We start from the raw sequence: 23,300 nt of genomic DNA, 5'->3' as shown, positions 1-23,300 counted from the left end.
ACAAAAGTACTGGTGCTGCGCCGGCCGGAGGATCAGGCGGCTTCGTGGAAGACCAGGCCCAGCTTGCGCACGGGGTAGCCGTTGCGCTCGGCCAGCGATCGCAGCTGCTTCAGCGCGAAGCTGCGGCCCCGGCCCCCCTCGGGAACCGTGATGCCGGCCCAAAGTCCCTCAGCGCGGGGCAGTTCGCAGGCTTCGCGGGCGCACAGCCACCGCCGCGGGCATTCCCGGCAGATGACCTTGGCCTGATCGTCGGGGGTGGAGGTCCACCGCTCCGGGTCACTGGCGCACACGCCGAGCGGGATGCCGTTGGCCATGAGTGCGTTCATGCTGCTGCTCCTGTTAGGACTTTTGTTGCGGTGTGTACCGCGTTGCGGGGAACGCTATAGCAAGAACCGTAGCGATGCAACAGTTTGATTGAAACCGCAGCGGTGCAACGCTACGGAAATTTGCATTGGTAACGATGGCGGATCACCAGGGAAAAGTCCGGTTGGATCTAAAACCGCACGTCAGAACGCCGATAGGTACCTGTATGTACCCGTAGCGGGAGATCGATTTGTCCGGTCAAGAAGCCGTAGCATCGGAGTTGTTTGCTGTGGATGCGAAAAACCCAAGGTGTAGCGGTGCTTCGGTCTGGGGTTAGGATTGACGGGTCCCGGCAACCGCTTCAGCACTTCGGCTGAGGCTGAGCACATTGGCGAGGAAACAGCCCCGTATGACCGACGCTGAGTACGACCTCGCCACCGGCGAGTTCGATGTCGGACTTATTCGCGCTGGTGCTGCAGCTGCGGCCAGGCGTCGCGAACTCGACATCAGCCAGCGCAGCCTCGCCGCCGACGGGATCATCAACGCCGGAGCCCTCATCGCGTTCGAGAAGGGCCGCAGCTGGCCCCGCGAGCGCACCCGGCTCAAGCTCGAAGAGGTGTTGCGCTGGCCGCCGGGCACCATCGCTCGGCTGCGCCAGGGCGGGCCGGTACCCGATCCGGCGATGCCGGCACCAGCACCCGTGGAACCGCCGACCGTCGTCACCACGCAACCGCGGTTGACGACCACGCCACCGGCCAGCGACGAGGTACCGCTGATCGCCCAGGCGGTCCTGACGGCGGTGAACACCCTGGAGTCGACGATCGCCACGCTGCCGGCCGTGGGAGAACCCGAGTTCACCCCGCGGGTGACGTCCGTGCTGGCCGATCTTCGTCAGCTCGAGGCGGTGGCCGCTCGAGCCGCGCGGCTCAGCATGGTGACTCCGGCACTGATCAAGGCGCTCAGCGCGGTGCGACGCCAGATCGATGAGCTGACCACGCTGGCCGCCACCGCGCCCGGGGCCACCCTCGGGCAGCGCCTGTATGCCGCCCGTCGGCAGGCGAATCTCACGATCGGTGAAACCGCAACGGCTGCAGGTGTTTCAGAGGACACCGTGGCCCGCGCCGAGGCGGAATATCCCGTCGACGCCCCCGCGGTCCATGCTCTGGAGGCACTGATCGGCGCGATGCGCTGATCAGCGGACCGGCTAGCGGTCCCGCCGATCGTCGTGGGTCGGGAAGTGCTCGGCCAGTGCCGCGGCGATCTCCAGGAACCGGCGCCGGGTCGGGGTCGACATCTCTCGCGGATCGACGACGCCGCCGGGACGCAGATGCCCGTCGAAAGGCACCTCGATCACTCGCTGACCCTGACCGGAGAACTGTCCGGCCAGGATGGTGCGCGTGCGTTTGTCGGCGTGGCCGTCGGAGTCGTTGAGCACCACGACCGTGCGCTGCAGCAGGTCTGTCATCTCGTGGGCGGCCAGCCAGTCCAGCGTCTGGCCGGCCGTGGCGGCGCCGTCCACCCATGGCGAGGACACCACGATCAAACCGTCGAGATCGCGCAGCACCTCCTGGGTCACCGGCGAGTCCATGGTCGAACTGCAGTCCACCACCGAGATTGAGAAATGCCTGTCGAGTCGTGTGGTGGCCTCGCGATAGATGGCCGCGTCGAGCACCCGGCGACGGGCCGGCGTGCCCTCGCCGGCCAGGACGAACAGCCCGGCGGCGTTGTTGCCGACGCGACTGCGCACATCGGCGAACGAATCCAGGTGTTTGTCGTTGGCGAGCTCCCAATACGAGCTCTGCGCCTGGGGGTCGACGCGGCTGCCGAGCTTGCCGAAGGACGTGTCGGCGTCGATGGCCACCACGCGATCGTCCTGGCGCAACTGGGCGAAGATCGATCCGACGCTGGCCGAGACGGTGGTCTTGCCCACCCCGCCCTTGCCCATCACCCCGACCTTGTAATGGCCGCGCAGGAGCCCCTTGATCTTGGCCTCCAACTCGGCCTGACGAAGGTCTTCGGGTGACGGGCCGGGGTTGACCAGCCCGAACGTCGCCCGGTACACGAACAGTCGCCAGCCACTGCCCGGCGGCTGCCGCTTCGGCGGCACCAGGTCGTTGACCCGGATGCGGTCGGCGTAGGAGCCGGTAGGCAGTGGCGGTACGCCGGGTGCGCCACCCGGATCCGGCGCGAATCCGCCTTCGGTAGGCCAAGGTTGGCCGGGCGGTGGTCCGTAGGGCTGCTGCGGCGGGCCCCCGGGCCCGGGCGGACGCTGGGACGGAAGCTGCCAGCCCGGCGGGTGCTGCTCCCACGCATCGGGTCGGGCATCCGGATGGCCCATGTTGGGCGGAGCCTGGTTCGGCGGTGCTTGGTTCGGCGGTGCTTGACGGACGTCGCGTGGCGGCGGGGGTGGTGCCGGCGGCGGGGGTGCCTGCTGCTGTGGCTGAGCGGGCGGTGCCTCCCGGAACGTGCTGCGGGCGCGCTCGGCGTCGGGGTCGGTCGGTACGCCCTGCGACGGCCCGGATTCGTTGGGCTCAGTGGTTTCCGCTGCCTTCGACGGCACGAAATTGACCGGAGCGCGCCCGGGGATCGATGGCGGCTCTGGCGGCTTGCGTCGGGTCGGACGGGTATCGGGTTCGAAATGAGATTCCTCCGGACCCGTCCAGCCGAGCTCTCTACGCAAGGTGTCGTCGGGGTCGGGCACGCCTGAATCTCCTCCGGAACGCAACACAAGGGAACTTTGACCGTGCTCAAGTATCGACCACAACCAGTCCGGCTTGCATGATCCGCCCGCAATCGGCCCGAAGTTACGCTGCAGCAAATTCGGGTGGCAAACTCGGCGCGCACCAAAAGCGAGGGGGAATCCGCGCCGGCAGGCATGGCGAAGTGCCCCGGCATCGCCACACCCCACACCCCGCGCAGGGATGGTCCGCACCCGGTTGGACACCTCGGGGAAAATGCTTTCCCAACTGCAATAAACCATGGTCCGAGGGGGTTCCGGGGCCGCTTGTCCGGCGCCGTCGGAGGGCTGAAATTGGTGCGCTGACCGGGTCAGATGCGCTGGTAATCTCTGTTCCGGCGAAGGGGATACGGGGCATGGGACTGCTGGGCGATATTGCCGAGTTCGGCAAAGGCGTGATCGAGAACAATCTGAAGTGGACCGAGCGCGCCGCCAAGGTCGGGGAGTTCATCGCCCGCAACACCGTGGGTGCCGAACTCGAGCAGGTCGCCAAGTTCGGCGGCCAAATCGTCGCCCTCAGCCAGAACGCCGCCAACTTTTTCGGATCGCGGATCGGCCGGCGCCTGATCAGATCGGCCCGGTCGCCCATCCTGGCCGCCGGTCAGCAGACCATCGCGTCGATGAAGAAGAGCACCGGAGTCGGCGATCCGGAGGACGGACAACGCTTCGGTGCGGGCGCCGACACGATGGGCGCGGTCGGACAGGTGCTCGTGTCGGCATTCCCGGATGACAGTTGGAACAGCGGTGGCGCCAGCGCCTACGCCGGCCGCAACGCCGAGCAGGTCGGCCGGGTCCAGACCATGCTCGGGTTGGACACCATGGTCGCCGGGGTGCTGTCCGCCGAAGCCGGCCAGATCGCGGGCACCCGCGACAGTCTTGACGGGCATTCTGACTGGCTGGGCGCGATGAGCCTGCTCACCACGAGCGCGGGCATCATTCCGGGTTTCGGTCCGGCGGCCCAAATGTCGGCCGAATTCGCGATGGTGGCCAAGGCCGTTGGCGACTCGAGTGGCGATCTGAAGGCCCTGTGTGGACATATCGATCAGAACGCCGCCGTATTGCGCACCGCAGCAGCGCAATACGAGGCCCTGGCGGGTGGCGCCGCCGCTACTGGCGCGGAGTTCGCGCCCGCGGCCGGCGACCCCGAGGCGTCCGCCGCGCCGGAAGATGCCTGCCCCGGTGCATCGGAAGGTCCCTGGGTCGCGGCTCCCGCTGGCTCCACATCCGGTGGAGGAGGAGACGCCCCGAGCGGTGGCGGCGGTGGCGCACCCACGAGCTCGTCGGGGCCGACGGCAGCCCCCTCGATGCCGTCGAACATGCCGGCCACGGGGGCCGCACCGTCCGCAGCTGCGCCGTCGGCACCCGCGGCCTCCGATGTCGCCGGCGTGCTCGGCGGAATTCTGGGCTCACTGATGGGCCCGCTCAGCGGAATCCTGGGCGGCGTGTTGCAGGCGGCCACCCAGGCAGGGACACAGGCGGCCCAGATGGCCGGGCAGGCGGGTGGCACAGGCGCCGACGCCGCCCAGCTCGAGAAGGTGTCGGGAGGTGCGGGCTTCGACGTTGATGACAAAGATGACGAAGACCGCGAGAAGGACGCCGAGGACGAGAAGGCGGACGAGAAGGACGGCGAGGACAGGGGGGACGGGCCCGACGAGGGACAGGCAGGAGGCCCGTCTGACGCGGATTCTGCGGGTGGACCGGCTGATCCGCTGGACGCCGGGCGGGATGACAAGCCTGCCAAGACACTGCCGCCTGACCTGGAACCCGTGGCTGCCGGCGGCGGCGTGGCGGGTCCGGCTCCGGTGCATGTCGGGGTGGATTTCGAGCAGGGCCAGCTGCACATGGCAGCGGCGGCTACATTAGATCGCGGTGTACCCGGATCTGCGGCCGTGATCGACAGGTAAGAATCCGGGGACAGGGATCGAGGGGAATTTCATGGCGGGTGATTTGCGGGTTGCCACCGCGCATTTGTATGAGCTGTCGGCCAAACAAGGCCAGGCCGCGACCAGTCTGACTATCGCTACCGGGGTGGTCGATGGTGTCGACGCCTCGGTGCGGGTCACGCATGGGCCGATTTCGTCGTCGACGGCCACGGCCGTCGTGGCCGCGCTCAATGCGCGCCGAGCTGCCGGAACCGGTATGGCCAGTGTGTCGCGGAACCTCGGGGAAAAACTCGCCCGCGCAGCGGGTGGGTATGACCGGACGGATTCGACGATGGGCGACGCCATCTGTGGAACTGCTCGGTAGCGGCGGAGCGGACTCATGACCAATCCGTACAGCGCTGACGCGAATACGCAGGCGATCGACGATGTCGTCGGGGTCGAACTGACCATCGACGGGATCCTGGTGGTCGCCGACAAGCTGGGACTGACCGATTTCCCGCCGTCGATGGGAATCCGGCTGAACATTCCGCAACCCGACCTGCGCAAGACTGTGTGGGAACAGGTCGAGCGGGATCTCACGGCCCAGGGGGTGCTGGATGTCTTCGGCACCCCACACCCGGAGGTGGCCGCCATGCTCGACACCTTGAGCCGGCCTGACCGCACACTGGAGGGGCGCTGGTGGCGCCGCGATGTGGGCGGAAAGATGATCCGGTTCGTGGTGTGCCGCAAGGGCGGTCGGCATGTGGTCGCCGCCCGCGACAACGACATGCTGGTGCTGCAGCGGGTGGCCGCGCAGGTGGGTCTGGCCGGCATGGTGATGACGGTGCTCGGAGAAGGCATGCCTGCCAGTGTCGAGCCCTTGACCGGTGTCGCGGCGACGCTGGCCAATTGCCGGACCGCCGACGAGCTGACCGGTTACGGGATTCCGCCGACCTCGGCGCGGGTGTACGCGAACATCATCTCCGAACCCGAGAGCTGGGTGGAACTCGTGGTGTCCGAGCGGAATCCGGGCGGCACCACTGCTCAGGTCGACGTGGCCGCAGGTGTGCTCGATTCCAAGCAGGGGCGCATCGTGTCCATCCCGCGCAAGGTGAACGGGGAGCTCTACGGCAGTTTCCTGACCGGAACCAAGGACAACCTGCAGCGGGCCCTGGAAGGGTTGATCGAGTTCCTGCCGTCGGGTTCGTGGTTCGACAAGTCCGAACCGGATAGCTCCTACCTGCACTGAGAGAGGCCGCAACGGTGGGTGACTTTCCGCCACATCATCCGGACGACGATGACCACGACTATGACAACCGCTCGGTGCCGGAATTCTCGTACCCGGAAGAGGATTCGGACGCCGCGGGTCTGGATGCGCTCGGGACGTACGACGGCGACGGAGTTGTTTTTGGCGCTGCCATATCTGGCGGCGCAGAATCTGACGGTTTCGTCGACGAGGACGAGAATCTTGCAGTTCCACTGTTCATCGTCACCAATCCGCCCGAATCCGTCACGGTGACGGCGTTCATGGACGGCAGGGTGCATCGGATCGAATTGGCACCCAAAATCACCAACCTGACCGAACGGGATCTTGCCGAGGAGATCCTGGTGATCGCGGGCCTGGCAGCTCAACAGGCCAAGTCCGCCCAGTACTCGTTCATGCTCGCGGGAATGCGCGAGCTTGGGCACGACGACGCGGCGACCCGCGACTTTCTGACCCGCGACCTGGATCTGCTCACCCCGGAGCAAGCCGATGATGCTCGGGCCCAGGTCTTTTCGACTCGCTATGGAGGCGATCATGGTTGACCACCTCGCTGGGATGTTCGGCTCGGCCGTCGGGATGCTGAGCGGTTCTCCGGCGCGTTCACTCGAGATATTCACCGAGATCACCAATTACGACGAATCCGCGTGTGACGCATGGGTGGGCCGGATCCGCTGCGGTGACACCGACCGGGTGACGTTGTTCCGGGCCTGGTATTCACGCTCGAACTTCGGTCAGTTGGCCGGCTCTGCCGAGATCTCGATGAACGGTGTCGGCGCGCGGATCCCGATCGGCGGCATCTACGGGAAGGACATCTCCTACCCGATCAACTCGCCGCTGGCGATCACCTTGGGTTTCGCGGTGCAGGAGGCGTCCGAGGGCAACTACGCCGACGCCATGGAGGCGTTGGAAGATGCCCCGGCCGGCGGGTCCGAGCATCTGGTGTCCTGGGTCAAGGCAGTGATCTACGGTGCGGCGCAACGCTGGACCGATGTGATCGACCAGGTGCGCGGTGCCGAGCAATGGCCGGACAGTTTCCTGGCTGCCGCGGCAGGTGTGGCCCATGGCGTGGCGGCAGCCAACCTCGGGCTGTTCACCGAGGCAGACCGCCGCCTCACCGCCGCGGACGGTACGCCGGCCGCGGCCGCCTGTTCACGTGCCATCGCCTGGTTCCTGGCGATGGCCCGGCGCGCCCAGGGCAACGAAGAGTCGGCGCAGGTTCTCCTGGAATGGCTGCAGGCGAACTTCCCTGAGCCCAAAGTCACTGCGGCGCTGCGTGATCCGGCGTATCGACTGGAGACCACCACCGCTGAGAAGATCGCGGCCCGCACCGATCCGTGGGATCCGTCCAGCGTGGTGGCCGATACCTCGGGCCGCGACAAGCTGCTGGCCGAGGCGCAGGCCGAACTGGACAAGCAGATCGGCCTGAGCCGGGTCAAGGAGCAGATCGAGGCATACCGGGCGGCGACCCAGATGGCCCGGATCCGTGCCGCGCGCGGTATGAAGGTGGCCCAGACCTCCAAGCACATGATCTTCGCGGGTCCGCCCGGTACGGGTAAGACCACGATCGCGCGGGTGGTGGCCAACATCCTGGCCGGCCTCGGGGTCATCGCCGAGCCCAAGCTGATCGAAACCTCGCGTAAGGATTTCGTCGCGGAGTACGAAGGCCAGTCGGCGGTGAAGACGGCCAAAACGATCGATCGCGCCCTTGGTGGCGTGCTGTTCATCGACGAGGCCTACACCCTGGTGCAGGAGCGCGACGGCCGTGCCGACCCGTTCGGTACCGAGGCGCTGGACACCCTGCTGGCCCGGATGGAGAACGACCGAGACCGTCTGGTGGTCATCATCGCCGGTTACAGCAACGACATCGACCGTTTGTTGGAGGCCAACGACGGTCTGCGTTCCCGGTTCGCAACCCGTATCGAGTTCGACTCGTACTCCCCCGACGACATTGTCGAGATCGCCAAAGTCATTGCCAAGTCCAATGATTCGTGGCTCGACGATGACGCCTGCAAGCGGGTCAACGAGGCGGCCGCGTTGTTGAGTCAGCGCACGCTCAACAACAAGCCGGCGCTCGACATCGCCGGTAACGGTCGCTACGCACGGCAGCTGGTGGAAGCCGGTGAGCAGAACCGCGACATGCGGCTGTCCCGGTCGCTGGACTTCGAGAGTCTGGGTGTCGAGCAGCTCAGTGAGATCAACGGAGAAGACATGTCGGCGGCGATCGCGGCGGTGCACAGCCGCCTGAATATCGGCGAATAGGCGATGGCAGGCTTCCGGCTCACCACCAAGGTTCAGGTCAGCGGCTGGCGTTTTCTGCTGCGCCGGGTCGAGCACGCGATCGTGCGCCGGGACACCCGGATGTTCGACGATCCGCTGCAGTTCTACAGCCGTGCGGTGTTCGCCGGGATCGTGGTCTCGGTGCTGATCTGCCTGGGCGCGGCCATGCTGGCGTATTTCAAGCCACTCGGCAAGCAGGGCAGCGACCAGCTGCTGGTGGATCGCACCACCAATCAGCTCTACGTGATGTTGCCCGGCAGCAACATGCTGCGGCCGGTGTACAACCTGACCTCGGCCCGGTTGGCGCTCGGCAATTCGGGCACTCCCGCTGCGGTGAAGTCCGAAGAGCTCAACCGGTTGCCGAAGGGGCAGCCGATCGGCATCCCCGGTGCGCCGTATGCCACCCCGACGGGTGCGCCCGCATCGCGCTGGACGCTGTGCGACACCGTGGCCAAGCCGGACAGCTCGGCACCCAAGGTGGAGTCCTCGATCCTGATCCGGTCGCTGGCAACGGATGTCGCGGTCGGCCCGATGCGACCGAACCAGGGCATGCTGGTGTCGTTCGAGGGTGGCAACTGGCTGGTCACCGCGGAAGGCCGGCACAGCATCGACCTGGGCGACCGGGCGGTGAGTTCCGCGGTGGGTATCCCCGTCACCGCGAAGGCCAGCCCGGTCTCGGAGGGGCTGTTCAACGCAATGGCCAACATGGGCCCGTGGCAGCTGCCGGCGATTCCGGCCGCTGGTGCCCCGAATACCGTTGGGCTTCAGGAGAATTTGGTGATCGGGTCGGTGTTCCAGACGGCCACCGAATCCGATCCCCAGCACTATGTGGTGTTGCCGGACGGGGTGGCCCGGGTGAATCCCACGACGGCTGCGGCCCTGCGCGCCACCAACTCCTACGGACTCTTGCAGCCGCCGTCGGTGGAGGCCAGTGCGGTCGCCAAGATCGCGGAGCAGGTGTATGCCTCGCCGTTGCCGGACAAGCCGCTCGAGGTGCTGTTGCGTCAGGACTCGCCGGTGCTGTGCTGGGCCTGGCAGCGCGAGCCGGGCGATCAGGCGCCGAAGACCACCGTCATCGCCGGCCGCCGGCTGCCGCTCCCGTCGTCGGCGGTCGGCACCGGGATCGACCAGATCGGCGGCGACGCAACGGTGTACATCGAGGGCGGCCAGTTCGTGCGGCTGCAGTCGCCGGATCCGCGGGTGGGCGAGAGCCTCTACTACATCGACCCGCAAGGGGTGCGGTACGGCATCGCCAATGACGATGCCGCCAAGAATCTGGGCTTGTCCGGTTCGGTGAACGCACCGTGGCAGGTCGTCGGGCTGCTGGTGGAGGGCCCGGTGTTGTCGAAGGACGCGGCGCTGCTTGAGCACGACACGCTGCCTGCCGACCCACATCCGCGCAAAGTCGAAAGCAAGCAGGGCTCATGACCACCAAGAAGTTCACCCCGACGATCAAGCGGGGGCCGCGGCTCACCCCGGGCGAGATCAACGTCGCCGCGCCGGATGACCTCGGGATCGAGATCCCGCCATCGGGAATGCAGAAGGCCATGCCCTGGGTCATGGGCGGCTGCATGCTCGGCATGATCGCGATCATGATCTTCACGGGCGTGCGTCAGCTGTCGCCCTACATGCTGATGATGCCGTTGATGATGATCATGGGCACCGTCGGTGTGATGGGCGGCGGTGGTGCCGGCGGCAAGAAGGTCCCCGAGATCAACGCCGACCGCAAGGAATACCTGCGGTACCTGGCCGGGCTGCGTACCCGGGTGACGTCGTCGGCATCGGCGCAGGTGGCCTTCTTCGGTTACCACGCACCGCATCCCGACGATCTGCTCTCGATCATCGGCACGCACCGGCAGTGGTCCCGTCAGGCCAACTCGGACTTCTACGCCGCCACCCGGATCGGCATCGGTGCCGAGATCGCGGTGGACCGGTTGCTCAAGCCGAACACCAGTGGCGAGCTTGCCGGTCCGCAGGGCGCTCCGCAGCCGCACCTGGAGCCGGTCAGCCATATGTGGGTGACCAAGTTCCTGCGCACTCACGGCCTGATCCAGGATTGCCCGAAACTTGTTCAGCTGCGGACATTTCCGACCATCGCCGTGGGTGGCGACATCGATGGCGCCTCGGCGTTGCTGACCGCGATGATCTGTCATCTGGCGGTGTTCCATCCGCCAGACCTGCTGCAGATCCGGGTGCTCACCGACAATCCGGAAGATCCGAACTGGTCCTGGCTCAAGTGGTTGCCGCACGTTCAGCACCAGACGGATACCGACGCGGCCGGGCCCACCCGCCTCGTCTACACCCGCCCCGACGGCCTGAGCGATCTGACCGCGCGCGGCCCGCACAGCGCGGACGCCGCGCCCGGCGGCCCGTATGTGATCGTGGTGGATCTGACCGGTGGCAAGGCCGGGTTCCCGGTCGACGGCCGGGCCGGGGTCACTGTGCTGACCCTGGGTAATCACCGCGGCTCGGCTTACCGGCTGCGGGTCGACGCCGACGGGACAGCCGACGACAAGCTTCCGAACCAGAACTACCGCGAGGTGACGCGGGTCGTCGACCGGATGACCCCGGCGCAGGCCGGCCGAGTCGCCCGCAAACTGGCCGGCTGGTCGATCACCGGGACGATCATCGACAAGAACGTCCGGGTGCAGAAGAAGGTCTCCAAGGAATGGCATCACCTGGTGGGTGCCAAGTCGGTGGAGGAGGTGACTCCGGCGCGTTGGCGGATGTTCACCGACACCGACCGGGACCGGCTCAAGATCCCGTTCGGCCACGAACTCAAGTCCGGCGAGGTGATGAAGCTGGACATCAAGGAGGGCGCCGAGTTCGGTGCCGGCCCGCACGGCATGCTGATCGGTACCACCGGCTCGGGTAAGTCGGAGTTCCTCCGGACCATGATCCTGTCGCTGGTGGCCACCCACCACCCAGATCAGATCAACCTGCTGCTCACCGACTTCAAGGGCGGTTCGACCTTCCTGGGTATGGAGAAGCTGCCGCACACCGCGGCCGTCGTCACCAACATGGAAGAGGAAGCCGAACTCGTCGGACGTATGGGCGAGGTGCTCACCGGTGAGCTCGACCGGCGTCAGCAGATCCTGCGTCAGGCCGGTATGCAGGTGGGTGCCGCGGGTGCGCTCTCGGGTGTGGCCGAGTACGAGAAGCACCGCGAGCGTGGTGCGGACCTGCCACCGTTGCCGACGCTGTTCGTGGTGGTCGACGAGTTCGCCGAGCTTCTACAGAACCATCCGGACTTCATCCAGCTGTTCGACCGGATCTGCCGTGTGGGTCGCTCGCTGCGCGTGCACCTGCTGCTGGCCACCCAGTCGCTGAACACCGGCGGTGTCCGGATCGACAAGCTCGAGCCGAACCTGACCTACCGAATCGCGTTGCGTACCACCAGTTCCTCGGAGTCGAAGGCGGTGATCGGTACTCCGGAGGCGCAGTACATCACCAACAAGGAGAGCGGCGTCGGGTTCCTGCGGGTGGGCATGGAAGACCCGGTGAAGTTCAGCACCCTCTACACCGGCGCCAACTATGTGCCCGAGGTGGAGGACTCCGTGGACGGCGAGGCCAGACCGCGGGAGAAGCGGCAGACCCGGGTGCGGATTCATCAGTTCACGACGACCCCGATTTTTGATACGGCGGTGAGTTAGCGATGAGTACAGACGCCGAACCCAGGGTGTTGCGTGAGGTGGTCCTCGGGCAGCTGGGCACCGGTGAGAGCCGCGCCTACAAGATGTGGCTGCCGCCACTGACGGATCCGACGCCGGTCAACGAACTGATCGAGCGGGACCACCAGCGGCAGCCGCTGCGCTTCGCGTTGGGAATCATGGACGAGCCGCGCCGGCACCGGCAGGACATCTGGGGCGTCGACGTGTCGGCGGCCGGCGGCAACATCGCGATCGGTGGTGCACCGCAGACGGGGAAGTCGACCTTCCTGCAGACTCTGATGCTGTCGGCCGCGGCCACCCACACACCGCGGCAGGTGCAGTTCTACTGCATCGACCTCGGCGGTGGTGGCTTGATGTACATGGAGGAGCTGCCGCATGTGGGCGGCGTGGCCACCCGTGCCGAGCCGGACCGGGTCAACCGGGTGGTGGCCGAGGTCAAAGCGGTACTGAGGGCCCGTGAGCAGGTCTTCAAGCAGTACCGCGTGGGGTCCATCTCGTCCTACCGCGAGATGCGGGAGGACCCGAACAATCCGGCTGCCCAAGATCCGTTCGGTGACGTTTTCCTGGTGATCGACGGCTGGCCGGCTTTCGTGGCCGAGTTCCCCGATCTGGAACCGACCGTGCAGGATCTTGCCGGCCAGGGTCTGGCGTACGGCGTGCACGTCATCATCTCCACCCCGCGCTGGACCGAGCTCAAGTCACGTGTGCGCGACTACCTGGGCACCAAGGTGGAATTCCGCCTCGGCGACGTCAATGAGACCCAGATCGACCGGATCACGCGGGATATCCCGGCCAACCGGCCGGGCCGGGCCGTCTCTCTCGAGAAACACCATCTGATGATCGGAGTCCCCCGGCTGGACGGCGTCCACAGCGCCGCCAACATCGTCGATGCGATCTCGGCCGGCGTACAGGAAGTGGCCTCGCGCTACACCGACCAGGCACCGCAGGTTCGGGTGCTCCCGGAGAAGATCTACCTCCATCAGCTGGATCCGAACCCGCCGGGAGCCGATGCCGATTACCGCACCCGTTGGCAGGTGCCGCTGGGCGTGCGCGAGTCCGACCTCACGGTTGCGTACAACCAGATGAACATGACGCCGCATCAGCTGATCTTCGGTGCCCCGAAGTCGGGCAAGACCACGATCGCCCAGGCCGTGGCCAAGGCGATCTGCAGCCGGAACAGTCCCGACCAGGTGCGGTTCATGCTGGCTGACTACCGGTCCGGGCTGCTCGACGCGGTGCCCGAATCGCATCTGCTCGCTGCCGGTGCGATCAACCGCAACAGCGCCTCGCTGGAGGAGTCGATCAAGGCGCTGGCGGTCAACCTGAAGAAGCGGTTGCCACCGCCGGACCTGACCACCGCGCAGCTGCGGGCCCGGTCGTGGTGGACCGGTCCGGACATCGTGTTGCTGGTCGACGACTGGCACATGATCGTCGCGGCTGCGGGCATGCTGTCGCCGATGGCGCCGCTGGGCCCGCTACTGCCCGCGGCCGCCGATATCGGCCTGCACATCATCGTGACGTGCCAGATGAGCCAGGCGCACCGGGCCACGATGGACAAGTTCGTGGGCGCTGCTTATGGCGCCGGTTCGCCGACCTTGTTCCTCTCCGGCGAGAAGAACGACTTCCCGTCGCGGGAGATCATCGTCAAGAAAAGGCCGCCTGGCCAGGCATTTATGGTCGGGCCCGATGGCAAGGAAGTCATTCAGGCGGCCTACGTCGATCCACCCGCGGAATAAGTGTTCTCAGCACCCCAATAGGGCGGTTAGTATTTATCCAACGCACTCAGCAACGCTGGCGGCGGCCCGCCAGCAAAGGGATCGGGGGACAGATTCCTTGGCGACTTGGCAAACTTCATGCCAGGTCGATCTTGAGTGCTTGTCCCTGGTTATTTGCAATCGAAACAGGGGAGCAAGCAAATGGAACCGTTGATGCACAACCCGGGCGCCGAAGGTGTTGCGGCACAGGTGATCGCAAACGCAGCCCGTGGTTTGGCCGGTGGCACCACCGCCACTGCCGCCGTCACCGCGCTGGTTCCGGCCGGCGCTGACGAGGTCTCGGCGATCGCCGCCATGGCCTTCGCCAGCGAGGGTGTCGAGGCTCTGGCGGCGAACTCGTTCGCCCAGGAGGAGCTGACCCGGGCGGGCGCCGCGTACCAGGAGATCGCGGGCATTTACAACGCGGTCGACGCCGCCCAGGCGACCACGCTTTAGCAGGCACGATTCGTCGAAGTTAGGGTCATCCAGTAATGGTTGCGGTACCGCCCGTCCCACCGACCTGGTTCGCGTTGCCTCCAGAGGTCAACACAGCACGCTTGATGGTCGGTGCCGGCCCGGCACCGATGCTCCAGGCGGCCACCGGTTGGGAGGGCCTGGCAATCCTGCTGGAGACTCAGGCAGACGAACTCGCCGGGGCGCTGAGCACCCTGACGTCGGTGTGGAGCGGCGGGGCGAGTGAACGCGCTGTTGCCGCAACCATGCCGATGATCATGTGGCTGCGGACGATGGCATTGCAGGCGCAGAAACGGGCCTTGCAGGCCGGTGCGCAGGCAAGCTCGTACACGTTGGCCCTGGCGACGACACCGCCGATTCCCGAGATCGAGCAGAACCACGTCACGAACGCAGTCCTGAACGCCACCAACTTCCTCGGTATCAACACGATGCCGATCGGCCTCAACGAGATGGACTACTTCGTCCGGATGTGGAACCAGGCCGCCGACGCGATGGAGGCGTACCACGCCGAAACCACCATGAACCTGCTGTTCGAGCCGATCATGCCGATGACACCCATCGTGCTGCCCGGGATCGGCGAGACGACCGCGGCAGCGGCGCTGGCGTCGACGGCACCGCGGACCGCCATGGGCATGATGCGCAACGCGATGATCGAGGGCCTCGGCGCACTGGCCACCATCGAATCGGTGGGTTTGGTTGGCGGCAACGCCGCCGCGCAGGCCAACCATGCCGAGCAGCGGGCGGTCGGTGCGGCGGGCAAGGCCGAGAACGCCGGGCAGCAGGAGAAGGACCCGACTGAGAAGAACCCCATGCAGCAGGGCATGCAGATGGTCATGCAGATGGGGCAGCAGGCTGGGCAGATCGCGGGGCAGATCCCGCAGATGCTCCAGAGCCCGATGCAGGCGATGACGCAACCGCTGCAGCAGGTGACGCAGATGGTGAGTCAGTTCTCCAGCATGGGGGGCAGTGACCGGGGTATGCAGGTCGGGCTGATGGGGGCGATGCCGTTCTCGAACCATCCGCTGGCCGGAGGCGCGGGCCCGAGTTCGGGTGCCGGTCTGGTGCGCGCGGCGTCACTGCCGGGTGCGCTCGGATCTCCGCCGCGTACCGCGCTGTTGTCCAGCATGCTCGGTATCAGCGGGGAGGCCAAACCGGCCGTGTCCGCTGCCGCCGCGGGCGCAGCGGGTCCGATGGCACCGGTCGGCAGCGGTGCCGGCGGAGGTGGTGGTGCACCGGTGCACGCCGCCAAGAACAACGAAGAGAAGAGCGGCGAAACCAAGGACGGATTGGTCGCGCCGACCGCTCTCACATACGACCAAACGGAAGACGCAGACGACGATTGGTAGTCGTCCACGACAAGACTTTCCGGCCACCCGGCCGGAGGACTCGCCAAAACTTTTCTGGTGAGGACAAGGAAAAATAAGGGGAATCCAACATGGCACAGATGAATACAGATGCCGCCGTCCTCGCCAAGGAGGCTGCCAATTTCGAGCGCATCTCCGGTGAGCTGAAGAGCGTCATCGCTCAGGTCGAGTCGACCGGTGGCTCTCTGGCGACGCAGATGCAGGGCCAGGCCGGCACCGCCGCTCAGCAGGCACTGATCCGGTTCCACGAGGCTGCTGACAAGCAGATCCAGGAGCTGAACGACATCTCCAACAACATCCACACCTCGGGTACGCAGTACACCAGCACCGACGACGATCAGGCCGGAAACCTGGCCTCGTCGATGAACATCTGACCTAGCTGACCTCAAGAAACGGAGACAAGACATGACAGAACAGGTTTGGAATTTCGCCGGTATCGAAGGCGGAGCCAGTGAGATCCAGGGTGCCGTCGGCACCACCGCCGGCCTCCTGGACGAGGGCAAGGGTTCGCTCGCCTCGCTCGCCTCGGCGTGGGGTGGCTCGGGTTCGGAGGCCTACCAGGCCGTTCAGACCCGTTGGGACAGCACCGCCAACGAGCTGAACTCGGCTCTGCAGAACCTCGCCCAGACGATCAGCGAGGCTGGACAGACCATGTCCCAGACCGAGTCCGGCGTCGCGGGAATGTTTGCCTAGCAACGGGCAGCAACACGCATGCGTTTGGTGGGCGGGTGCTCGGTCTATCTGGTGATGGCCGAACCCGCCCACCGCTTGTGCTTGGGTGTAAAGATCTAATCATCTGTATTTGACAAATTGAGGGGTCCCCATGTCGGCCGACTATGACCGGCTCTTCCACTCGTCTGAACCGGGTAAACCGGTCGACGATGCCACCGCAATCGTGGACAGAGATGCCATTCTGAAGGCCGCCGCGGCCGCGCCGCCACCGCCGGTTCCGGTTGGGGAAACCAGTTCCACGGACGTTCCCGTGGCCCCCACTGCGGCAACCCAAACTCAGGCGGCCGCGCAGCCGCGGCATGCGGATACCACTCCGCAGATGCCTGCGCCGATGCCGCCGCCGCCGGCGAGCGCGCCGCAGTGGCCGCAGAACTCGATGCTGCGGGCCCCGCAGCAGCAGCAGTTCGGCCAGGGCGCACGCCACGAGCAGGCCCGCACCCTGCCCGGCCCGGCTCCGCGCGTCGCGCCCGGCCCGGCGCCATCACAGTTCGCTGACCTCGATCCCGAAGTCAGCGGCCAGTGGCGGGCAGGTCAGGCGATCCCGACCCCGGCCGCGCCCGGCCCCACCTCGGCGGCCTCGATGGGCAACCACCGTGCCATCGACGCGCTGTCGCATGTCGGGGTGAAAACCGGTGTGAAGATGCCGTCCCAGCGCGGATGGCGGCACTGGCTGTATCTCACGACGCGGATCAACCTCGGTCTGTCGCCCGATGAGATCTATGAACTTGAATTGCACGGCCGCATTCGGCGCAATGCCCGTGACTCGTACCAGATCGGTGTGTTCGGTCTGAAGGGCGGCGTCGGCAAGACCGCGGTGACGGTCGCACTAGGGTCGGCGATGGCCAAGGTCCGCGGTGACCGCATCCTGGCGATCGACGCCGACCCCGACGGCGGCAATCTGGCCGACCGGGCCGGACGGCAGTCCGCGGCGACGATCAACGATCTGCTCGCCGACCAGGAACTGTCGCGTTACAACGACATTCGCGCCTACACGAGCATGAACGGGTCCAACCTCGAAGTGCTGTCCTCCGAGGACTACAGCGGCGCGCAGCGCGAATTCAACGACGACGACTGGAAGGGCGCCACCTCCGTGGTGTCGCGCTACTACAACCTGGTTCTCGCCGACTGCGGCGCCGGCCTTTTCCAGAAGGCCTCCCGCGGTGTGTTGTCCACCGTGTCCGGCATGGTCATCGTGGCCAGCGCATCGATCGACGGCGCCCGCCAGGCCGCCATCACGATGGACTGGCTGCGCCAGAACGGATATCAGGATCTGCTCGGCCGGTCCTGCGTCGTCATCAACCACGTCAACCCGGGTAAGCCCAACGTCGACATCGAGGACCTGGTGCAGCAGTTCGAGCGCCACGTACCCCCGGGTCGTGTCATCGTGCTGCCGTACGACAAGCACATCGCCGCGGGCACCGAGATTCAACTCGAGTTGCTCAGCGACACGTTCCAGCGCCGCATCACCGAGTTGGCCGCTGCCCTGTCCGACGATTTCGACAGGCTTGAACGCCGTTGACCGCGACCGCAGCAACCGCTGATACATCGACCTCGGCGCCGAACAAGCCGTCCACCACCAGGGTCACGATCCTCACCGGTAAACGGATGACCGATCTGGTGCTGCCGGCAAGTGCGGCGATCGAGACCTACATCGACGAAACCGTCAGTGTGCTGGGCGATTTGCTCGAGGACACGCCGAAGGACACCCTCGCGGGTTTCGACTTCTCCGAGCAGGGCATGTGGGCGTTCGCCCGCCCGGGTGCGCCGCCGTTGAAGGCCGACGAATCGCTGGATGATGCTGGAGTGGTCGACGGTTCGTTGCTGACGCTCGTTTCGGTCAGCCGCACCGAGCGGTACCGCCCGCTGGTCGAGGACGTGATCGACGCGATCGCCGTGCTCGACGAATCACCCGTGTTCGACCGCACTGCATTGAATCGCTTTGTCGGCGTGGCGATCCCGGTGGTGGCCACGGCAATCACCGCGATGTCGTTGGTGTCCTCGAGCGGCGCCGGCCAGGGCTGGTGGTGGGCGGTGGCGCTGGGGTTGTTCGGCCTGGGCCTGCTCGGCGGCAGCTTCGCTGCCCAGAGCCGTTACGAGAACCTGGATCTGGCCGAGAGCCTGCTACTGGGCGCGACGATCGTGTTGGGCGGTGCCGCAGCGCTGGCGGTGCCGTTGCCCTACGACGCGGATTCCCTTGGTGCGCCACAACTCGCCGGTGCAGGCGCGGTGGTGCTGTTGGTGACGTTGGCAACCCGCGGTGGGCCGCGTCGTCGCGCCGATGTGGCTTCATTCGTCGCCATCTTGGCGATCGCGATCACCGGTGCCGCGATCACGGTCGGGTACGGCGGAGCCAGCTGGGTGCCCGCCGGTGCCATCGCGTTCGGATTGATCGTGGTGACCAACGCCGCCAAACTCACTGTCGCCGTTGCCCGTATCGCCCTGCCGCCGATCCCGGCGCCCGGCGAGTCGGTGTCCAACGACGAGCTGCTCGACCCGGTCGTCACGCCGGACGAGGTCGACGACGCCTCGCCCACATGGAAGGCGATCATCGCTTCGGTGCCGGAATCGGCCGCACGCCTGCAAGAGCGCAGCCAGCTGACCAGCCAGCTCTTGATCGGTTTCCTGTCGGCCGGTTCTCTGGTGCTGTCGGTGGGTGCCATTGCCGTTGTGGTGCAGGGGCATTTCTTCGTGCACAGCATGATCGTGGCCGCACTGGTGGCCGTGATCTGTGGCTTCCGGTCGCGACTGTATGCCGAGCGGTGGTGCTCCTGGGCACTGCTCGCGGCGGCAATCGCCGTGCCGACCGGTGTGATGGTGCGCCTGTGCCTGTGGAATCCGGGTAGCGCCTGGTTGGTGCTGGCGATCTACACGGCGGTGGGTCTGGTCGCCGTGATCGCGGTGGGGGCCACCGATAGTGGGCGTCGGGTGTCACCGGTGACCAAGCGAATTCTGGAGCTGACCGACGGAGCTGCCATCGCAGCGGTGATTCCGCTGCTGCTGTGGATCGCCGGCGTGTACGACCTGCTGCGAAACCTGCGCTTGCACTGAGTTGCGTCGATAGGCGGGGCTTGGCTCCGCCGGTTAGAACAGCGTGGTTGAGGTCGGGGTGAGTACGAATCCGTGTGCCCCGACCTGACACGCGGTCAGCCCGTCGTTGCCGGCCGCGCAGGTGATGCTCTCGTAAGTGATCTTGTGCATCGCTGGAAGGAACTTCGGTAGGTCTTCTTCGCGGGGCTGGTAGTCGGGATTGCCTGGTGCAGCGGCTTCTTCGATGGTGGCTGCGTGTTTGGTCGCGGCATCGACTGACCAATTTCCAACGCGGCCCGCACTCGGACCGATGCAGCTGACCACCTTGTTCTCGGCGTCTGCAAGGGAGTTCATGCTGTTGTGGTCACACGTTTGCCCGCCCGGCGTGCGGAAATTTATGCCGTTGAAGTACGGATAGCTGTCCCGGTAGTCCTCGGGGTTCACCGGGGTGAATTCCGTCAGGACAGGAAACGCCGCTGGGATGCTTGGCGGTGAGGTCGGCACGATTGAGGACGATGCGGTTCCGTTGTCGTTGGTGGCTTCGATGCTGGTGGTTGACCCCGCGCAGCCGGCCGACACGCTTACAGCCAGAGTGACGCAGAGCCACCAGAGGTAGAAAGCGTTGCACTTCATCTCAATACGCTCCCACTCCGGTCGTATCCGAGTTCTCAACTCGACGAATACTGGTGCCGTCAGGATTTCAGAGCGACGGAAGGGCGTCGATAGGTTCTCCGCGGAGCACGGTGACTGGCAGTACCTACAAGCGGGTGTGCGTCGGCCGAACCGCCGGCGCCGGGAGCCCAACAATTGAATGACGTGAATCAGAATTCGCCTGAGGGACAAGCCGTTCTGACGGCGGCGTCCACCAATGCCGATGGCCAACTCGGTAAGCCCGCTCAGATTGCGGTGGAGACCTTCAGGGCGTCGGAGGGTTGGGGATTCCTGTCCGCGCAACTCAAGAATCCCGACGGAAGCCCGTTCGACTATGCGGGGACTCCGCTGGCCGAGGCCGCGGCAAGCGGTGGCGCTTCGAAAGCGTACGTCGGACTGTTCCGGTCAAATCAAAGCGGCGGTTGGGATTTGGTGGCTAGTGCGGTGGGTGCCAGTTCGCTGGTGTGGGCAGAATGGGCCCAGCAGGATTCCGCACCGGCCGAGTTGTTCAGCTGAGGCGTCAGGCGGGCAGATCTAGGTAGCCCGAATCTTCCTAGAACGTTCGAGCAGACGGGAAGTAGTGTTCCTTCGGCGACGTGGTGCGCGACCTGGATCAAGTAGGGCGGGGCCGCCGGAAATTACTGTGCTTCCGGTGTGTGACAACGGGTTACGCTGGCTGGCCGAGGGATTCTGCGGTCGAGCAGAATCGGGGTACGACTCCGAGGGGATCACCAGAATGAAAATGGCGTCGAACGTGCGTGTGGGTGTTGCAGCGGTGGCGGTGGTTGCTGCGGGACTGGTTGGCGCGTGTTCTGCCAGCGTGGAGGTTGGAAAGACTGCCGCAATTTCCAAAGAGCAATTGGCCAAGTTGGTCAAGGAGAAGCTGGAAGCCCAGGTGGGTGAGAAGGCGGATTCGGTGACCTGCGACGGGGACCTTGAGGCCAAGGTGGGGGCAACGCAGACATGTCTGCTGACCGCTGGCGGCACGAAGTTGGGCGTGAACGTCAACGCCACATCGGTTGATGGCGACAACGTCAAGTTCGATATCAAGGTGGACGACCAACCTAAGTCCTGAGCGGCACATGGGATTTGGGGACTTTCTCGGCATCGGAAGTCGCAAGTCGCAAGTCGCAAGTCGCAAGTCGGAAACGTGACGTCGACGCCACGTCAACCAGATGAAGAATCGGTTGACAGATACCGTGATCGCATGCGGATGGATGTACCGAGGGTTGCTGTACCGCAATGTGCGAGGTGGACAGGTTTCATTGAAGCGCCGCTGAGCGACTGAGCCGACGACCAGAGGTGATGCGCAGACGGCATCGACCAAGACTGGTGGTGGCTGCGTATCGGTATGAGCAGACCGACCAGCAGGCACCGGCTGGTTCCAATGCCAGGTCGGCGGCATTCAACTGGAAGTTCGGGCCATCGATCCCGAGCGGTGGTGGGCCGACGGATGCGATAGGACACTTCGGACAGATGATGCACATGCCGACGGAGATGGCCTAACCGTTCGATCAGGTACCTATGCAGAGGACAGCGTCAGTCGCGCTACCGCTCGTTGGCGCGGTACCCGAGGAGGCGCCGCGGCCCGCAGATTACGTCGCAAGAGCGTCGGCGGTCGCCTGCCCGACGTGCTGCCAGTAAATGAACGCGTCGGCTGCCCTGCGTTGATCCTCGGGTTGTGCAGCGGCGTGTGCTTCGTAGAACGTGTGCTCCTGGGCGTGTACTGCGTACGCCAAGAATGCTTGCAGGTGTGCGTTGCCGCGGTTGGAAGCGCTGCTGCACAGCGGTTGCCAGACTCTGTCCCACAGCTCGGATCGTTGATCCTCGGGGGGATTCGAATCGGTTGGAGCCGGCGGCAACACGCTCACCAGATCGGCGTCACTGAACCCCGCGAGCCGGGCACTGATTTCCGGGGCGATCACCTGCAGGCGGTCACGGCCTGACATCTTGCCGCTGGCAGGGATGTCCTCAGGCGTCAAAATCACTTGGTGCACACCGGAATCGCCGCCAGCGAATTGCTCCTCGGTCCCGATGACGGCTCGCAACTCGGTGCCGTGATGTTGGGCCCAACGCTGGACGGCGACGATGGGGTAGGTTGCCCAGCTGCCGCGTTCAGCTGCCGGGATCGACTCGTCGGCGGAGGCCATCACTACCCGTTGGGGCAGGAGTACGTGCTCGGGGATGTAGGCCAGGCCGTAATTGTTGGCGACCACGATTTTGCCGTCTTTGGTGACTGCAGTGATCCAATGGAAGAAGAAGTCCTCTTCGGTGACCATGTCGGGAGCGTTGAGTGCGGCAGCGATCCGGCGCGCCACATTCAGCGGCTCGTGTTCGCTGATATTGCGGCGTGCCGCATTCTGGGCAGCATCACGCTCCGCTCGCGCCGCCGACACCGGAACTGGCGCGACTTGGGCGCCGCCCTGTGGCGTCGGTGCCGCTGCAACGGGTGGCGGTGCAGCGGCGGCGGCCGGGGGGACCGGCGCGGCCGGAGGGGCCGTGGGCGGCGCACCCAACGGCATACCGCCGCCCATGCCGCCACCTGGCGCCGCACCTGTCGCGCCGCCGCTGCTAGGCGCGCTGACCGGCGGGGCGGTAGCCGGGCCGCTGGCTGCCGATGCGGCTGGTCCGGTATGGGTGGACGCAGCTGCCGGCGTAGCGGGGTGAGGATCCGCGATTGACGGTGCGCTCATCGGCGATGAACTCAACGGGGACGTCTGCATTGGTGTCACAGGGGCTTTGGCGGCCGCCGCATCCGCAGCGGGACCCGCGCTTGCGGGTTGGACCGGTGGCGTTGCGGACGGCGTGCCGGACGCTGCTGCCGTCGACGCGGGTGCGCCTGAGGGCGCGCCGCCTGAAGGCGTTCCAGTCGGTCCCGATGCATTCGACACCGTCGACGCTGGGCTGCCCGATGGCCGCGGGGCTTGAGGTGTGGGCGCGATGGCACCTGGGTTTATGGCGCCGGGTGGGGGGTTCACGGGTGTTGTAGCGGTGACGGTGGTGTCGGCGCTGCCCGGAGTGCTGGTTGGTTCTGCGGGTGCGGGGTCCTGGGGGTTCGGAGCTACTTCGGCTGGTGCTGTTGCGGTCTCGGTGGTGTCGGCGCTGCCCGGAGTGCTGGTTGGTTCTGCGGGTGCGGGGTCCTGGGGGTTCGGAGCTACTTCGGCTGGTGCTGTTGCGGTCTCGG

At 66.0% G+C, this 23,300-nt stretch carries 22 protein-coding genes; 18 read left to right on the top strand and 4 right to left on the bottom strand.

The features are described 5' to 3' along the window. Positions 1 to 32 precede the first annotated feature (32 nt). On the bottom strand, positions 33 to 326 hold the full coding sequence (locus tag ACWEFV_RS16300; protein WP_450070927.1) for a WhiB family transcriptional regulator: 294 nt from the start codon (positions 324 to 326) through the stop codon (positions 33 to 35). Positions 327 to 712: 386 nt separating this feature from the next. Between ACWEFV_RS16300 and ACWEFV_RS16295 the strand changes: the two genes are divergently transcribed. Continuing rightward, positions 713 to 1,495 carry a helix-turn-helix domain-containing protein gene (locus ACWEFV_RS16295; protein ID WP_135451368.1) on the top strand — a complete coding sequence of 261 codons (783 nt, stop codon included), beginning with the start codon at positions 713 to 715 and terminating at the stop codon, positions 1,493 to 1,495. Between the two features lie 12 nt (positions 1,496 to 1,507). Here the strand turns inward: ACWEFV_RS16295 and ACWEFV_RS16290 are convergent, their stop codons facing one another. Next, the gene (locus tag ACWEFV_RS16290) at positions 1,508 to 3,004 is read right to left on the bottom strand and encodes a nucleotide-binding protein (protein ID WP_450070926.1); all 1,497 of its coding nucleotides are present in this window, start codon (positions 3,002 to 3,004) and stop codon (positions 1,508 to 1,510) included. A gap of 392 nt (positions 3,005 to 3,396) precedes the next feature. Between ACWEFV_RS16290 and ACWEFV_RS16285 the strand changes: the two genes are divergently transcribed. The 14 genes from ACWEFV_RS16285 to eccD all read left to right on the top strand — a co-directional run bounded on the left by ACWEFV_RS16285 (position 3,397) and on the right by eccD (position 19,486). After that, the gene (locus tag ACWEFV_RS16285) at positions 3,397 to 4,944 is read left to right on the top strand and encodes an EspA/EspE family type VII secretion system effector (protein ID WP_450070925.1); all 1,548 of its coding nucleotides are present in this window, start codon (positions 3,397 to 3,399) and stop codon (positions 4,942 to 4,944) included. A gap of 31 nt (positions 4,945 to 4,975) precedes the next feature. Then, positions 4,976 to 5,287 carry an ESX-1 secretion-associated protein gene (locus tag ACWEFV_RS16280; protein WP_450070924.1) on the top strand — a complete coding sequence of 104 codons (312 nt, stop codon included), beginning with the start codon at positions 4,976 to 4,978 and terminating at the stop codon, positions 5,285 to 5,287. Between the two features lie 15 nt (positions 5,288 to 5,302). Continuing rightward, positions 5,303 to 6,151: an ESX secretion-associated protein EspG gene (locus ACWEFV_RS16275; protein WP_450070923.1), complete on the top strand. Its 849-nt coding sequence runs from the start codon at positions 5,303 to 5,305 to the stop codon at positions 6,149 to 6,151. Positions 6,152 to 6,165: 14 nt separating this feature from the next. Continuing rightward, entirely contained in the window at positions 6,166 to 6,708 is a 543-nt protein-coding gene (locus ACWEFV_RS16270; RefSeq protein WP_450070922.1) for a YbaB/EbfC family DNA-binding protein, read from the top strand. Next, positions 6,701 to 8,425 carry a type VII secretion AAA-ATPase EccA gene (gene eccA, locus ACWEFV_RS16265; protein ID WP_450070921.1) on the top strand — a complete coding sequence of 575 codons (1,725 nt, stop codon included), beginning with the start codon at positions 6,701 to 6,703 and terminating at the stop codon, positions 8,423 to 8,425. Before ACWEFV_RS16270 ends, eccA begins: the two co-directional genes overlap by 8 nt. Positions 8,426 to 8,428: 3 nt before the next feature. Beyond that, on the top strand, positions 8,429 to 9,871 hold the full coding sequence (eccB, locus tag ACWEFV_RS16260) for a type VII secretion protein EccB (RefSeq protein ID WP_450070920.1): 1,443 nt from the start codon (positions 8,429 to 8,431) through the stop codon (positions 9,869 to 9,871). After that, the gene (gene eccCa / locus ACWEFV_RS16255) at positions 9,868 to 12,096 is read left to right on the top strand and encodes a type VII secretion protein EccCa (protein WP_450070919.1); all 2,229 of its coding nucleotides are present in this window, start codon (positions 9,868 to 9,870) and stop codon (positions 12,094 to 12,096) included. Before eccB ends, eccCa begins: the two co-directional genes overlap by 4 nt. A gap of 2 nt (positions 12,097 to 12,098) precedes the next feature. Then, a complete protein-coding gene (eccCb, locus tag ACWEFV_RS16250) occupies positions 12,099 to 13,850 on the top strand; it encodes a type VII secretion protein EccCb (protein WP_450070918.1) in 1,752 nt (583 codons plus the stop codon). Positions 13,851 to 14,030: 180 nt separating this feature from the next. Further along, entirely contained in the window at positions 14,031 to 14,324 is a 294-nt protein-coding gene (locus tag ACWEFV_RS16245; RefSeq protein ID WP_450070917.1) for a PE family protein, read from the top strand. Between the two features lie 35 nt (positions 14,325 to 14,359). Further along, positions 14,360 to 15,688, top strand: a complete 1,329-nt coding sequence (locus ACWEFV_RS16240) for a PPE family protein (RefSeq protein WP_450070916.1) — start codon at positions 14,360 to 14,362, stop codon at positions 15,686 to 15,688. A gap of 89 nt (positions 15,689 to 15,777) precedes the next feature. Further along, a complete protein-coding gene (locus tag ACWEFV_RS16235; protein WP_450070915.1) occupies positions 15,778 to 16,080 on the top strand; it encodes a WXG100 family type VII secretion target in 303 nt (100 codons plus the stop codon). A gap of 31 nt (positions 16,081 to 16,111) precedes the next feature. Continuing rightward, on the top strand, positions 16,112 to 16,399 hold the full coding sequence (locus tag ACWEFV_RS16230) for a WXG100 family type VII secretion target (RefSeq protein WP_450070914.1): 288 nt from the start codon (positions 16,112 to 16,114) through the stop codon (positions 16,397 to 16,399). Between the two features lie 130 nt (positions 16,400 to 16,529). Further along, entirely contained in the window at positions 16,530 to 17,957 is a 1,428-nt protein-coding gene (locus tag ACWEFV_RS16225) for a MinD/ParA family ATP-binding protein (RefSeq protein ID WP_450070913.1), read from the top strand. Continuing rightward, positions 17,954 to 19,486, top strand: coding sequence for a type VII secretion integral membrane protein EccD (gene eccD, locus ACWEFV_RS16220; protein WP_450070912.1), 1,533 nt, complete (start codon positions 17,954 to 17,956; stop codon positions 19,484 to 19,486). The genes ACWEFV_RS16225 and eccD overlap by 4 nt, the downstream gene beginning before the upstream one ends. A gap of 33 nt (positions 19,487 to 19,519) precedes the next feature. Here eccD and ACWEFV_RS16215 read toward each other — a convergent pair whose 3' ends face one another. Then, positions 19,520 to 20,098, bottom strand: coding sequence for a hypothetical protein (locus tag ACWEFV_RS16215; RefSeq protein ID WP_450070911.1), 579 nt, complete (start codon positions 20,096 to 20,098; stop codon positions 19,520 to 19,522). A gap of 183 nt (positions 20,099 to 20,281) precedes the next feature. On the opposite strand from ACWEFV_RS16215, the gene ACWEFV_RS16210 reads away from it, so the two are divergent. Both ACWEFV_RS16210 and ACWEFV_RS16205 read left to right on the top strand, forming a co-directional pair. Beyond that, positions 20,282 to 20,632: a hypothetical protein gene (locus ACWEFV_RS16210; RefSeq protein ID WP_450070910.1), complete on the top strand. Its 351-nt coding sequence runs from the start codon at positions 20,282 to 20,284 to the stop codon at positions 20,630 to 20,632. Positions 20,633 to 20,768: 136 nt separating this feature from the next. Beyond that, entirely contained in the window at positions 20,769 to 21,191 is a 423-nt protein-coding gene (locus tag ACWEFV_RS16205; RefSeq protein ID WP_450070909.1) for a DUF4333 domain-containing protein, read from the top strand. 520 nt (positions 21,192 to 21,711) lie between these two features. On the opposite strand, the gene ACWEFV_RS16200 is transcribed toward ACWEFV_RS16205, so the two are convergent. After that, positions 21,712 to 22,650 (bottom strand): secretion protein EccK, encoded by a 939-nt coding sequence (locus tag ACWEFV_RS16200; RefSeq protein ID WP_450070908.1) that lies wholly within the window; start codon positions 22,648 to 22,650, stop codon positions 21,712 to 21,714. 406 nt (positions 22,651 to 23,056) lie between these two features. On the opposite strand from ACWEFV_RS16200, the gene ACWEFV_RS16195 reads away from it, so the two are divergent. After that, positions 23,057 to 23,300, top strand: a 244-nt coding sequence (locus ACWEFV_RS16195; RefSeq protein WP_450070907.1) for a hypothetical protein, incomplete at its 3' end; no start/stop codon positions are given.

It is taken from the genome of Mycobacterium sp. NPDC004974 (assembly GCF_053600815.1).
The sequence above is the reverse complement of the archived record's forward strand: the minus strand, read 5'-3'. Positions and strand labels throughout refer to the sequence as shown.